The organism is Streptomyces sp. NPDC096040 (assembly GCF_040303265.1).
Classification (GTDB): domain Bacteria; phylum Actinomycetota; class Actinomycetes; order Streptomycetales; family Streptomycetaceae; genus Streptomyces.
On record NZ_JBEOTA010000013.1, the window covers coordinates 125,105 to 137,274 of the forward strand.

Annotated in this window: 10 protein-coding genes and 2 pseudogenes; 2 read left to right on the forward strand and 10 right to left on the reverse strand. The window is 72.0% G+C overall.

The window, feature by feature from the left end; all coding sequences use genetic code 11:
- Positions 1-5: 5 nt before the first annotated feature.
- The 4 genes from ABTY98_RS19545 to ABTY98_RS19560 all read right to left on the reverse strand — a co-directional run bounded on the left by ABTY98_RS19545 (position 6) and on the right by ABTY98_RS19560 (position 3,694).
- On the reverse strand, positions 6-1,241 hold the full coding sequence (locus ABTY98_RS19545; protein ID WP_352222163.1) for a cytochrome P450: 1,236 nt from the start codon (positions 1,239-1,241) through the stop codon (positions 6-8).
- A gap of 28 nt (positions 1,242-1,269) precedes the next feature.
- Positions 1,270-2,664 carry an NAD(P)/FAD-dependent oxidoreductase gene (locus ABTY98_RS19550; RefSeq protein WP_352222164.1) on the reverse strand — a complete coding sequence of 465 codons (1,395 nt, stop codon included), beginning with the start codon at positions 2,662-2,664 and terminating at the stop codon, positions 1,270-1,272.
- Complete coding sequence (locus tag ABTY98_RS19555; protein ID WP_352222165.1) at positions 2,651-2,881, reverse strand: ferredoxin; 231 nt, start codon at positions 2,879-2,881, stop codon at positions 2,651-2,653. Before ABTY98_RS19555 ends, ABTY98_RS19550 begins: the two co-directional genes overlap by 14 nt.
- 141 nt (positions 2,882-3,022) lie before the next feature.
- Positions 3,023-3,694, reverse strand: coding sequence for a hypothetical protein (locus ABTY98_RS19560; RefSeq protein ID WP_352222166.1), 672 nt, complete (start codon positions 3,692-3,694; stop codon positions 3,023-3,025).
- Between the two features lie 177 nt (positions 3,695-3,871).
- Between ABTY98_RS19560 and ABTY98_RS19565 the strand changes: the two genes are divergently transcribed.
- Positions 3,872-4,684: an SDR family oxidoreductase gene (locus ABTY98_RS19565; protein WP_352222167.1), complete on the forward strand. Its 813-nt coding sequence runs from the start codon at positions 3,872-3,874 to the stop codon at positions 4,682-4,684.
- A gap of 7 nt (positions 4,685-4,691) precedes the next feature.
- On the opposite strand, the gene ABTY98_RS19570 is transcribed toward ABTY98_RS19565, so the two are convergent.
- A complete protein-coding gene (locus ABTY98_RS19570) occupies positions 4,692-6,380 on the reverse strand; it encodes a DUF885 domain-containing protein (protein WP_352222168.1) in 1,689 nt (562 codons plus the stop codon).
- A 33-nt stretch (positions 6,381-6,413) separates the two neighbouring features.
- Positions 6,414-6,905 carry an Lrp/AsnC family transcriptional regulator gene (locus ABTY98_RS19575; protein ID WP_352222169.1) on the reverse strand — a complete coding sequence of 164 codons (492 nt, stop codon included), beginning with the start codon at positions 6,903-6,905 and terminating at the stop codon, positions 6,414-6,416.
- A gap of 59 nt (positions 6,906-6,964) precedes the next feature.
- Here ABTY98_RS19575 and ABTY98_RS19580 point away from each other — a divergent pair, with 59 nt between their 5' ends.
- Entirely contained in the window at positions 6,965-8,155 is a 1,191-nt protein-coding gene (locus ABTY98_RS19580) for a trans-sulfuration enzyme family protein (protein WP_502994274.1), read from the forward strand.
- Between the two features lie 64 nt (positions 8,156-8,219).
- On the opposite strand, the gene ABTY98_RS19585 is transcribed toward ABTY98_RS19580, so the two are convergent.
- The 4 genes and pseudogenes from ABTY98_RS19585 to ABTY98_RS19595 all read right to left on the reverse strand — a co-directional run bounded on the left by ABTY98_RS19585 (position 8,220) and on the right by ABTY98_RS19595 (position 12,143).
- Positions 8,220-9,647 (reverse strand): GNAT family N-acetyltransferase, encoded by a 1,428-nt coding sequence (locus tag ABTY98_RS19585; protein WP_352222170.1) that lies wholly within the window; start codon positions 9,645-9,647, stop codon positions 8,220-8,222.
- 143 nt (positions 9,648-9,790) lie between these two features.
- Positions 9,791-10,216 (reverse strand): annotated as a pseudogene (locus ABTY98_RS19590) (DUF6493 family protein); the annotation flags it as partial.
- Positions 10,208-10,378 (reverse strand): annotated as a pseudogene (locus ABTY98_RS42360) (SWIM zinc finger family protein); the annotation flags it as partial. The pseudogenes ABTY98_RS19590 and ABTY98_RS42360, both read right to left, overlap by 9 nt.
- A gap of 184 nt (positions 10,379-10,562) precedes the next feature.
- Positions 10,563-12,143: an alkaline phosphatase D family protein gene (locus ABTY98_RS19595; protein WP_352222171.1), complete on the reverse strand. Its 1,581-nt coding sequence runs from the start codon at positions 12,141-12,143 to the stop codon at positions 10,563-10,565.
- Positions 12,144-12,170: the final 27 nt, after the last annotated feature.

Sequence of the window (12,170 nt, forward strand, 5' to 3'; positions counted from 1 at the left end):
GGACGTCACTTCACCCCGTCGATGGCGATGTTGAGATGGCGCGGTCCGCGCAGCACCGCGTTGGGACGGTAGGGCGGCGGATCCTCGACCAGCCGCGGACTGTCGAGCCGGCGGGCCAGCTGGGTCAGCGCGAGCTGGGTCTCCAGGCGGGCCATCGGGGCGCCGAAACAGATGTGGATGCCGCTGCCGAAACCGAGGTGCTGGACGTCCCGGCGGTCCGGGTCGAAGCGCTCGGGATCGGGGAAGCGCTCGGGGTCCCGGTTGCCGGCCGCCAGCATCAGCCAGATCCGCGAGCCCTTGGGAATGGTGACCCCGCGCACCTCGATGTCCGTGATGCAGGTGCGCTGCGGCACCATCTGCACCGGCGGCTCGAAGCGCAGCAACTCCTCCACGAGGTTCGGGGCCAGACCCGGTTCCTCACGCAGCCGCTGGAGGACGTCCGGGTTGCGCAGCAGGGTGAGCATGCCGTTGGTGATCAGGTTCACGGTCGTCTCGTGACCGGCGATCAGCAGCAGGACCGAGGTGCTGAGCACCTCCATCATCGTCATCGGCCCGTCCGGTCCATGGCTGTTGACCAGGTCGGACAGCAGGTCTTCGCGGGGCTCCTTCTGGCGCTCCTCCACCAGCCCGGCCAGATACATCCCGAGCTGCATCCGGGCCTCCTGCGCGGCCTTCGAGAACGAGGGGTCCGCGTTCTTGGTGGTGTCCGGGTCGAGGTTCGCGACGAGCGGGTCCACCCAGGCGCGGAAACGCGGTTCGTCGTCGCGCGGCACTCCGAGCAGCCGGCAGATGACCGTGACCGGGAACGGGTAGGCGAACTGGTCGACGAGGTCGATCTGCCGGGCGTCCCCGAAGCCGTCGATCAGCTCGGTGACGACCCGCTCCATGTCCGGGACCAGGTCATTGATCCGGTGCGGCCGGTGGGGCGGGCCGAAGCCGCTGTTGGTGATCCGCCGCAGCCGGTCGTGCTCCGGCGGATCGAGCCGCAGGAAGGAGGGCGGCAGGCCGGTCTGCTCCGCCTGGGAGCGCTTGTCGGTACTCGCCGCCGCGAGATTGGCGGCGTCGGAGCTGATCCGCGGGTCGTGGAGCAGCGCCTCGATGTCGTAGTACGAGCTGAAGACGTACGGGCCGCCCTCCTCCTCGTGCAGCACCGGGGTCTTGCGGAGCTCCTCGTACAGCGGGTACGGGTTGGCGCGGTTGGCGAAGTCGGTGATCTGGCGCACCAGCGAGGCTTGCGTCATGAGGGTTCCTTGGGCGGAGACGTACGGCTCAGTGGCGGGCGGGGGTGAACAGCAGCTGCCGGTCGGCCGGCGAGTAACCCGTGAGGGTCACCGTCGCGCCGTGCGTCGGCAGGGCGGGGTCCGGGAAGTCGGAGTCCACGGGGACCCGGCCCTCGGGACGGCGGTCCATCGTCGGGTACTCCACCGGGAACGGGGCGCCCCTCTCGATCTCCCGCTGGTAGAACTCCAGCCACCGCGTGTTGTCGAAGCTCACCGCGGCGATCATGCGGCCCTGGTGGCCGTACACCCCGGCGAAGCGGCGTTCGGCCAGCGAACCCTGTGTGATCATGAGCTGCTCGCCCATCGTCGGCACGCCGACGGACTTGATGCTCACGCCGAACTGCGACGACCAGAACGCCGGCACCCACAGATGCGGCCTGCGCTCGGCACTCGGGCTGATCATGTTGTGCGCGGCGATCTCGGCCTGGGCGACCGCGTTGCCCCAGTGCTCCAGGGACAGGAACTGGTAGCCGAACAACGCGTGCGGGGACCGGGCGACATCGCCGGCGACGAAGACGTCGTCGGTGACGATGCCCCGGAAGTCGAAGGCACGGCAGCCCGCGTCACAGGCGATGCCCCGGGGGCCCGCACCGAGACCGGAACCGGCCAGCCAGTCGGTGTTGCGGGTCGCGCCGAGCGACACCACCACCACGTCCGCCTCGACGATGCTCCCGTCGGACAGATGGACGGCGCGCACCCGGCCCGCCGGGTCCCCCTCCAGCGCGGTGACCATGACCCCGGTACGCAGGTCCACCCCGTTGTCGCGCTGCATGTCGGCCGCGACCGCGCCGATCACCCCGCCCAGTGCGCCCACCAGCGGCGCGCCCGCGCGTTCCGCCACGGTGACCGAGATGTCCTGGTCCCGGCAGGCCGAGGCGATCTCCGAACCGGTGAAGCCGGCGCCGATGACGAACACCCGGCGGGGCCCGGCCTTCATCCGCCGCAGCAGGGCGGCCGCGTCGTCCCGGGTGCGCAGGGTGAACACACCGTCCAGCCGGGCCTCGTCCTCCTTGGGCCAGGGCCGGGAGCGCACTCCGGTGGCGATCAGGAGCCGGTCGTACTCGACCTCGTCGCCGTCGGCCAGCCGTACCCGCTTGGCCTTGATGTCCAGACCGGTCGCCGCGACCCCCAGCCGCCACTTCGCGTCGATCTCCCGGCGGTGGGGCAGCTCGGTGTGGTGCGGGGACGCCTTGCCGAGCAGCACCGCCTTGGACAGCGGCGGCCGGTCGTACGGCTCGTACGGCTCGTCGCCGATCATGGTGAGTTCGCCGGTGAAGCCCTCGTCGCGCAGCGTCTCGGCACCGCGCAGCCCGGCCAGCGAGGCACCCACGACGACGATCCGGCCCTCGCGCCGGAGCCAGTCGAGATAGTCAGTGGGTGGCATCGGAGGTCCTCCCCGCGGCGCCGTTCAGGCCGTCGGCCGTGATCGCCTGCACGGGGCAGGCGGCGACGGCGCGGGCCAGCCGCTCCCGCTGCTCCGCTTCGGCGTGCGGGTTGTAGACGAGCGATTCCTCGCCGTGCATGGCAAAGACGTCCGGAGCGAGGAACGCGCACTGCGCGTATCCCTGACATCTGTTGAGATCGACGACAAGGCGCGTCATGGCTTCGCCCTTCCGGTGGCCAGGTGTCGTGCGTACCGCCGTTGCGTCCGTCCGGTCTCGGACGGCGGAGAACTCCCCGCACGCCAGCATGGGAGCCCGCGCCCGGCGCCGCGCGCCGAGGCCTTCCGAACGGGTGAGCCCTCAGGACGCCGGTGCCGCGGTGGCGCGGCGGAAGCCCACCGCCACGAGGTACAGGCTGAGCAGCAGCGACCAGCCCGGGAACACCAGCTCTGCCCAGGGCACCTCGGACGAGACGAACAGGAGGACCAGGGTGCTGAGGAAACCCAGCACCGTGAGCCAGCGCGGCAGGATGCCCAGTCGGTGCCCGATCAGCGATGTGGAGCAGACGAAGACGGCCGCCATCCGCATCGCGTACCCGGTCATCAGCGTGTACGCGAAGTGCTGGCCGAAGTCCCAGGTGGGCCGGGAGGGCGAGGTACCCGCCGGATGCGCGGTGTCCAGCACGGCTGTGGCCGCCGCGGCGGCACCGAACATCGTGGCCGTGAAGACCAGCCCGCTGCCGAGGAACACGGTGGCGAGGAACCGGTCCTCGCTGTCACCGACATGGCTGCGCACCGCGCCGGCGAACCAGAGGAAGAAGATGCCGGCGAACGGTACCAGCGTGAGGGCCCAGTGGACGGCGCTGCGCCGGGCGGGGTCCGGTGCCTGGGTGGTGACCGCGTCGGCGCCCTGCGGGATGCCCAGCCGCATCAGCACGATCGCGGCGGCCAGCAGCAGGGCGAAGACGATGCCGGCCACACCGGCGACACGGGGAGTCTGCAGCGACTGCCGTGGGGGCGTGGAGGTCTGCATGCGCGGCTCGCTTCCTGTCCGGTGGCCCCCGCACCAGCAAGCCGCCTGCGCCCGGCCACCGCCACCGGAGCACACCCGAACGGCACAGCGCCCTCAAGCACCGCGCCTTTATTCGGTCGCTTATTCGTCGCTTATTCGGTCGCTGCCTCCCGCACCGGCTCCCTAGCATGATGCGCCGTGCCCGGGATCCCCGAAGAACTTCGCCGCGAGTCGTTGCCCTTGTGTGGCCGTACCGCCCTCGTCACCGGTGCGAGTCGGCGGGCCGGTATCGGGCATGCCGTCGCCCGGCGGCTCGCCGCCCATGGGGCGAGCGTCCATCTGCACCATCACGTCCCGCCCGACTCCGCCATGCCCTGGGGCGCGGACCGGACCGAGGACGTCGTCGCCTCCGTGCGCGAGGCACTCGGCGATCCACGCGCGCGGGTCGTCGCCGGACCCGGCGACCTGGCAGATCCCGCGGAGCCCGCCCGGCTCGTCGACACCGTCGCCGGGGAGTTCGGCGGCCTCGACATCCTGGTCGCCAACCACGCGCTCAGCGGCTCCGACGGCACTCTCGACTCGATCGACGCGGCCATGCTGGACGCCCACTGGGCGGTGGACACCCGCTCGGTGCTGCTGCTCGTGCAGGCGTACGCCCGGCAGGCGAAGCCCGGTGGCCGGGTCGTGCTGATGACCTCCGGCCAGGACCAGGGCGGCGGGATGCCCGGCGAGATCGCCTACGCCCTCCAGAAGGGCGCGCTTGCCTCCGTCACCCGCTCCCTGGCCACCACCCTCGCCGAGCGGGGGATCACGGTGAACGCCGTCAACCCCGGCCCCGTGGACACGGGTTATGCGACCGGCGAGGTCCACGTGGCCGTGGCCGCGCGGTTCCCGGCCGGACGCTGGGGCCGGCCCGACGACCCGGCGCGGCTCATCGCATGGCTGGCCACGGACGAGGCGCGCTGGGTCACCGGGCAGGTCGTCAACTCCGAGGGTGACTTCCGCCGCTGACGTAGCGTCAGAGCTGTGACAGCTCGTCCACCAGGTCGTCCAGGCCCAGCGATCCCTGTGACAGGGCCGCCATGTGCCAGGCCTTGAGGTCGAAGCCGTCGCCGCGCCGCTCACGGGCCCGCTCCCGGCCCAGCAGCCAGGCCCGCTCGCCCAGCTTGTAGCCGATGGCCTGGCCCGGCATGGACAGATAGCGGGTCAGCTCGCTCTCCACGAAGTCCGCCGGGCGGCTGCTGTGCGCGCCGAAGAACTCCTGCGCCAGCGCGGGCGTCCAGCGCTCCCCGGGGTGGAAGGGGGAGTCGTCCGGGATCGTCAGCTCCAGGTGCATGCCGATGTCGATGATGACCCGCGCGGCCCGCATCATCTGCGCGTCCAGGTAGCCGAGCCGGCGCTCCGGGTCCGTGAGGAAGCCCAGCTCGTCCATGAGCCGCTCCGCGTACAGCGCCCAGCCCTCGGCGTTGGCGCTGACCATGCCCACGCTGGCCTGGTAGCGGGAGAGGTTCTCGGCGATGTGCTTCCACTGCGCCAGCTGGAGGTGGTGGCCGGGCACGCCCTCGTGGTACCAGGTCGAGACCAGGTCGTAGACCGGGAACCGGGTCTGGCCCATGGTCGGCAGCCAGGTGCAGCCCGGGCGCGAGAAGTCGTCCGACGGAGGCGTGTAGTACGGCGCCGCCGCGCTGCCGGGAGGGGCGATCCTGGACTCGACGCGGCGGACCCGCTCGGCCAGGTCGAAGTGGGTGCCGTCCAGCTTCTCGATGGCCTCGTCCATCACGGACTGCAGCCAGCGCTGCACCTCGTCGACGCCCTCGACGTGGGTGCCGTGCTCGTCGAGGTGCGCCAGCGCCACCCACGGCGTGGCCGCGCCGGGCAGGATCTTCTCGGCCTCGGCCTTCATCTCGCCGAGCAGCCGGTGGTACTCGGACCAGCCGTACGCGTACGCCTCGTCCAGATCGAGGTCGGTGCCGTTGAAGTAGCGGACCCAGCGGGCGTACCGCTCGCGGCCCACCACGTCCGGGGCACCCTCGATCGCCGGCGCGTACACGTCCTTCATCCAGTCGCGCAGCGCCACGACGCCCTGCGTGGCGGAGCGGGCCGCCTCGTCCAGCTGGGCGCGCAGCGCCTCGGGCCCGGACGCCGCGAACTGCTCGAACCAGCCCCGGCCGTCGCCCGTGTCGGCCCATTCGCCGAGCTGTCGGACGAAGGTGGCGGTGGCGCGCGGACCGGCGTGCAGCTTCCGCTCCAGGCCGAGTTCGAGGGACTGCCGGTAGCCCTCCAGCGCGGCCGGCACGGCGCGCAGCCGCTCGGCGACCGCCGCCCAGTCCTCCTCGGTGGCCGTGGGGGTCACGGTGAACACCTGGCGCACCGCGTGCGCGGCCGAGCTCAGGTTGCTGACCGAACGCAGGCTCTCGTCCGCCTCGTGCACGGCGAGGGAGGCGGTGAGCCGCTCGCGCAGCAGACGTGCGCAGCGACGCTCGATGTCACTGTCCGCGCCGGGCTGCCGCTCGGCCTCGTCGAGCTTGGCGAGCGTGTCACGCTGGAGCCGGGCGAGCGCCTCACCGCCGGCCGGCGAGGTGTCGGGCAGACGGCTCGAACTCTCTTTGACGCCGAGGAACGTACCGGTGATCGGATCGAGGGCGATGAGCTCGTCGACGAAGGTGTCGGCGACCTGGCGGGGCAGCGGGCTGTTGGTCTGTGACATGCGGTCCATCCTCGTACGACGGGCCGCCGCACGTCACTGGGATTGAGCTGACGGCGTAGGCGGGAGCAGCGGTCCGCACTCCCACTGCTGGAAGATCAACCGGGTCTCCACCCGGGCCACTTCGCGCCGGGACGTGAACTCGTCCAGGACCAGCCGTTGCAGGTCCGCCATGTCGGCCACGGCCACATGCACCAGATAGTCGTCGGGACCGGTCAGGTGGAACACCGTCCGCGACTCCGGCAGCGCCCGGATCCGCTCCACGAACGGCCCCACCAACTCCCGCCGGTGCGGCCTCACCTGCACCGACAGCAGCGCCTCGAGGCCGCGCCCGAGCTTGGCCGGATCGAGCTCCAGCCGGTGCCCGATGATCACTCCCGAGCGGCGCAGCCGGGTCACCCGGTCCAGACAGGTCGACGGTGCCACGCCCACCCGGTCGGCGAGATCGCGGTAGGTGGTCCGGGCGTCGTTCTGCAGCAGCCGCAGCAGATGCAGATCGACCGGATCCAGTGCGACAGATTCGGCCATATGGCGAACGTAACACGGTGTTCGTCTCCTGTACCCCGCCCGATGTTCACCCTTCGCCCATGGACTCGATGAGCACCCACGACAACTCGGTGAGCCTCCGCGACGGCCTGACGCGGGTGTCCGGCGCCCCGCGCGCCCTGGCCACCGAGGCCGTGCACGCCGGCCGCGACGACCTCGCCCGCCAGGGCCTGCACGCCCCGCCGATCGATCTGTCCACCACCTACCCGTCCTACGACAGCCGCGCCGAGGCCGCCCGCATCGACGCCTTCGCCACCGACGGCGCGGACCCGGAGGGACCGCCGGTCTACGGACGCCTCGGCAATCCGACGGTCGCCCGCTTCGAGACCGCCCTGGCCCGTCTGGAGGGCACCGAGTCCGCGGTTGCCTTCGCCAGCGGCATGGCCGCCCTGAGCGCCGTCCTGCTCGCCCGCGCGGCGACCGGCCTGCGCCATGTCGTCGCCGTACGGCCCCTGTACGGGTGCAGCGACCACCTTCTCACCGCCGGTCTCCTCGGCACCGAGGTCACCTGGACCGACCCGGCGGGCATCAACGACGCGCTGCGCCCGGACACCGGCCTGGTGCTGGTCGAGTCCCCGGCCAACCCGACCCTCGCCGAACTCGACCTGCGGGCCGTCGCCCACGCCTGCGGCACGGTCCCGCTGCTCGCCGACAACACCTTCGCCACCCCCGTGCTCCAGCGCCCCGCCGAACTCGGCGCCCGGCTGGTGCTGCACAGTGCCACCAAGTATCTCGGCGGGCACGGCGACGTGCTGGCGGGGGTGGTCGCCTGCGACGAGGAACTCGCCGGGCAGCTCAGGAAGATACGTTTCGCGACCGGGGGCGTCCTGCATCCGCTGGCCGGCTATCTGCTGCTGCGCGGCCTGTCCACCCTCCCGGTACGGGTCCGGGCCGCCTCCGCCACCGCCGCCGAACTCGCCCGCCGTCTCACCGCCGACCCGCGCGTCGCCCGCACCCGCTACCCGCGCCTGGGCGGCGCGATGATCGCCTTCGAGGTGTACGGCGACCCGCACGAGGTCGTCTCCCGGGTACGGCTGATCACCCCGGCCGTCAGCCTCGGCAGCGTCGACACCCTCATCCAGCACCCGGCCTCCATCAGCCACCGCGTCGTCGACGCCGAGGACCGCCGGGGCGCCGGGGTGAGCGACCGACTGCTGCGGCTTTCGGTGGGGCTGGAGGACGTGGAGGATCTGTGGGCAGACCTGGACGCGGCCCTGGGCCACGGGGTGTGACACCGACCCGCACGGACGAACGGCCCGGCGTCCGTCGAACGCCGGGCCGCTGTCCGCCTCCTTCTCAGGCCTGACCGGACCGCCCCCGCGCACCGCTGTCATACGGCAGCCGGGACACGACCGGGCTGGCGTCCAGACGCGCCGTGATCACCAGCGTCCCCTCCTCGATCTGATAGTCCAGCGGCAACCCCAGCCCCCGCATAGCCGCGACCATGCCCGTGTTGGACGCCTGCGTGACGGCGTACACGCTCTCGCAGCCCGCCTCGACGGCCATGCCCACCAGCCGGCCCAGCAGCTCGCTGCCGATACCGCGCCGCTGCCAGTCGTCCTCGACGAGCAGCGCGACCTCCGTCTCGTCCCCGTCCCACAGCAGATGCCCGAGGCCGACGATCCGGCCCGAAGCGGTCTGCACGGCCAGCGTCCGGCCGAAGCGCGGACTGAGCAGGTGGCTCAGGTAGCGGTCCGCGTCCCCGACCGGACCGTGGTACCGCAGCCCGAGGGTCCGTGCCGAGCAGCGCTCGTGCATCGCCTTCGCCGCCTCCACGTCACCCGTGTCGACCCGGCGCACGGTGATCTCCCTGCCCTCGGGCAGGGTGAGCACGTCCTGGCTGCGCGGGATGCGCGGCCCGAGCCGGGCGTCCAGCTCCACCAGCGCCCGCGCCCGCGCGAACTCGGTCGGCGTGAACGGCAGATACGGCCGCTCCACGGTGATCACTCCACCCTCCGGTGCCCGCAGCCGCATCACGGTGTCCTCCAGCACCCCTTCGACAGGAACCGTCTCGGGGCTCCGGGCCCCGCCGACCGGATGGGCGGGGAGTGAGCGGATCGTGCACCTTCCCAACAACTGCCGGAGGGCCAGCGGAAGTTCCGCCGCGTCCAGGGCGGTTCGGGTCGCCAGGCCCAGGACCCTGGTCGGGGCGTCCACCAGATCGTGCGCGTCGGCCCGCTCGATCCAGGTGTCCGTACCCCCGGCCAGTGCGACCGCCCGGGTGATCTCGCCGGCCGTGAGCCGGCCCGGGGCCCGCAGCAGGAACTCGTCCACCGTGCCGTCGGCCAGCGGATGCGTCTGCAGGTTCAGGATGTCGACCGCGTGCCCGGCGAGCGCGCTGCACAGCGCCGCCAGCGAACCGGGCGCGTCCCGCACGGTCGTCCGCAACCGCCACAGCGTGCTGTCCGCGCCTTCGGCCGACGGGCCCTCGGCACCGGGCCCGGTCTGCCGTGTCTCGCTGACGGCCGGCCGGGTGCCGGTATCGGTAGCGGTCACCGGTGGAGCGTGACCTGGGCGCCTCGCCCACCAGACGTGGAAGCCGGCCGTCGCCGCCAGTACCAGTGCCGAGATCACCAGCAGCGCCGGACCAGCGGGCCCGTGCCCGATCAGGTTCGCCACCGCGTCGGCCACCGCCACCGCCGTGAACAGGGCGGCAAGTTCGACGATGTCCCGTCGCCAGTGGTGCACGGGGCGTCCGTCCCTCGTGCGCCTCACATCAGACATGTCTCGATTCATGCAACCACTGTGAAGGAACGGTGTTGCGTGATCACGAACGCTCTGTGACCGATGGGTAAAGCATGGTTATGTTCTTTTTGCAACGATTTTTCCCGTTACCCAGATCTCTGAAATGACTGGTTTTGGCCCTGTCAAGCGGCCACCTCCTCAGCCAGGGCGTCCCGCAGCCGGCGGGCCTGGACCACCAGACGTGACGAGCCACGCCGGGCGGCCGCCCGGGGCAGATGGGGCAGCGCGCCGCGGGCCCCGGACCGCTCGGCGCACTCGGCGGCGAGCCGGAGCATCTCCCATATCGTCGTGTTGGCCCCGGTGGCCGCCGCCGTCCGTGCCGACTCGGCCAGCCGCAGCGGCTCCACCGCGCCGCGCCGGACCGGCTGGCCCAGGTCGGCGCCCAGCCGCTCGGCGTCGAGCTGCCGGCGTGCGGCGAGCACCAGCAGGGCGTCCACCGCGGCGAGCCGGTCCTCCGGCTGTCGGGCCCCCAGCCCGTAGGCGACACACAGATGGGTGCCCGCGCCCGCGGTGCCGCCCGACTCGGCGAGCAGCGGCAGGGCGGCGGCCACCTGAGGCGAGGTCAGGAAGCCCGCGAAGAACCGCGGATGGTCCTCGACCCCGGCGGGCGTCGCACCCCGGGACGTCTCCAGCCCGAGATGGCGTCCGTCGGCGGCGGAGTGCAGCACGGAGGGTTGGCGATGGGCCACGGCCTGTGAAGATCGCGTCATGGGAATTACCGTAGAGGCGACCACTGACAACCGCGCTGGCCTGCGAAATCGCCCTACAGGTAGGGGAGTTCCGGACGCGGCGAGACCCGCACCGGGACGCCGAGAGACCCGGACCGGGGAATGCGACAGGGCCGCACACCGGGGGATGACGCCGGTGCACGGCCCTGGGAAAAGCGTACGGGAGCTACTGGCCGACCCGGCCCGGCTGCAGGGACTGGGTGAACAGCACGGTGCCGTCGTACTCGCGCAGACGGACCGTGAGCTCACCGCTGTCGCCGTCGATGTCGACCTCGCCGAAGAACTGGTAGCCCTCGGCGGGAGACACGTTCGCGGCGGTCGGCGCCTTGACGAACACCCGGTCGGGGCCGAACGTGCCGTCCAGGGTGCTGGCCGGGAAGGCGCCGGCGTTGAGCGGGCCGGAGACGAACTCCCAGAACGGCGCGAAGTCCTTGAACGCGGCCCGCGACGGGTCGTAGTGCTGGGCCGAGGTGTGGTGGACGTCGGCCGTCAGCCACACCGTGCCGGTGATCCTCCGGTGCTTGATGTACCGCAGCAGCTCCGCGATCTGCAGTTCGCGGCCGAGCGGCGCGCCCGGGTCGCCCTGGGCGACGGCCTCGAAGTTCGCCAGACCCTCGACCGGGTCGGGCACGACCAGACCGAGCGGCATGTCCGCGGCGATGACCTTCCACACCGCACGCGACCGGGACAGCTCGCGCTTGAGCCACTCCAGCTGCTCGGCGCCGAGGATGCCCTGCGGGTCGGTGGTCTGGTTGTCGGGCGAGTTGGCGTTGCGGTAGGTCCGCATGTCAAGGACGAAGACGTCGAGGAGCGGGCCGTGGTGGTGGACGCGGTAGATCCGGCCGTCGGGGCGGCCGCTGATCGTGGAGATGGGGAAGTACTCGGAGAACGCCCGTCGGGAGCGCACCGCCATGTCGTCCAGCTTGGTGCCGGCCGGGTAGGGGGTGCCGGTGCCGATGACCTCGCCCGGGTACCAGTTGTTGCGGACCTCGTGGTCGTCCCACTGGATGACGTTCGGCACCTGGGCGTTGAACCGGCGCAGCGCCTCGTCCAGCAGGTTGTAGCGGAAGTTGCCGCGGAAGTCGTCCAGGGTGACCGCGACGTGCGACTTCGCCTCGCTGGTGACGTTGCGGTACAGGCTGCCGTCGGGCAGCGCCTGGGTCGCCGTGATCACACCGTCGGCGTAGATGTTGTCACCGCTGCACAGGAAGAAGTCCGGGTCCAGCTTCGCCATCGCGTCGAAGATGCGGTAGCCGCCGATGGACTCGTTGATGCCCCAGCCCTGCCCGGCCAGGTCACCGGACCACAGGAACTTCACGTCGTGGCGCCGGCGCGTGGACGCGGTGCGGAAGGTACCGGTGACCGGCTCGCCGGTGCGGCGCGGGTCGTCGGGGTCGGCGAGCAGCACGCGGTAGTGGATCTGCTCGCCCGACGGCAGCCCGTGCAGCCGCGTGGTGCCGGTGAAGTCGCTGTCCGCGCCGAGCAGCGGGCCCCGCCATCTGCGGGGGTTGCGGAACGACTCGGTGGCCGAGGTCTCCACGATCATCCGGGCCGGCCGGTCCGAACGGACCCACACCAGGCCGGAGTCGGCGGTCACGTCGCCCGCCTGCACACCCCAGTCGGCTCGGGGACGTCCGGAGAGCGCGAACGCCGGAGCCGAACCGAGCGCCGTGGGCAGGGTCAGGGCTGCCGCCGCGGCGAGGGAGCCGCGCAGCACGCTGCGGCGGCCGGGGAACGAAAGGGACATGAAGGGCCTCCAGGACGGGATCCGGCC

Coding starts and splice junctions, on each gene's coding strand:
- ABTY98_RS19545 (WP_352222163.1), bottom strand. CDS start 1,241: ATGACGCAAGCCTCGCTGGTGCGCCAGATCACCGACTTCGCCAACCGC.
- ABTY98_RS19550 (WP_352222164.1), bottom strand. CDS start 2,664: ATGCCACCCACTGACTATCTCGACTGGCTCCGGCGCGAGGGCCGGATC.
- ABTY98_RS19555 (WP_352222165.1), bottom strand. CDS start 2,881: ATGACGCGCCTTGTCGTCGATCTCAACAGATGTCAGGGATACGCGCAG.
- ABTY98_RS19560 (WP_352222166.1), bottom strand. CDS start 3,694: ATGCAGACCTCCACGCCCCCACGGCAGTCGCTGCAGACTCCCCGTGTC.
- ABTY98_RS19570 (WP_352222168.1), bottom strand. CDS start 6,380: ATGTCACAGACCAACAGCCCGCTGCCCCGCCAGGTCGCCGACACCTTC.
- ABTY98_RS19575 (WP_352222169.1), bottom strand. CDS start 6,905: ATGGCCGAATCTGTCGCACTGGATCCGGTCGATCTGCATCTGCTGCGG.
- ABTY98_RS19580 (WP_502994274.1), top strand. CDS start 6,965: ATGGACTCGATGAGCACCCACGACAACTCGGTGAGCCTCCGCGACGGC.
- ABTY98_RS19585 (WP_352222170.1), bottom strand. CDS start 9,647: ATGTCTGATGTGAGGCGCACGAGGGACGGACGCCCCGTGCACCACTGG.
- ABTY98_RS19595 (WP_352222171.1), bottom strand. CDS start 12,143: ATGTCCCTTTCGTTCCCCGGCCGCCGCAGCGTGCTGCGCGGCTCCCTC.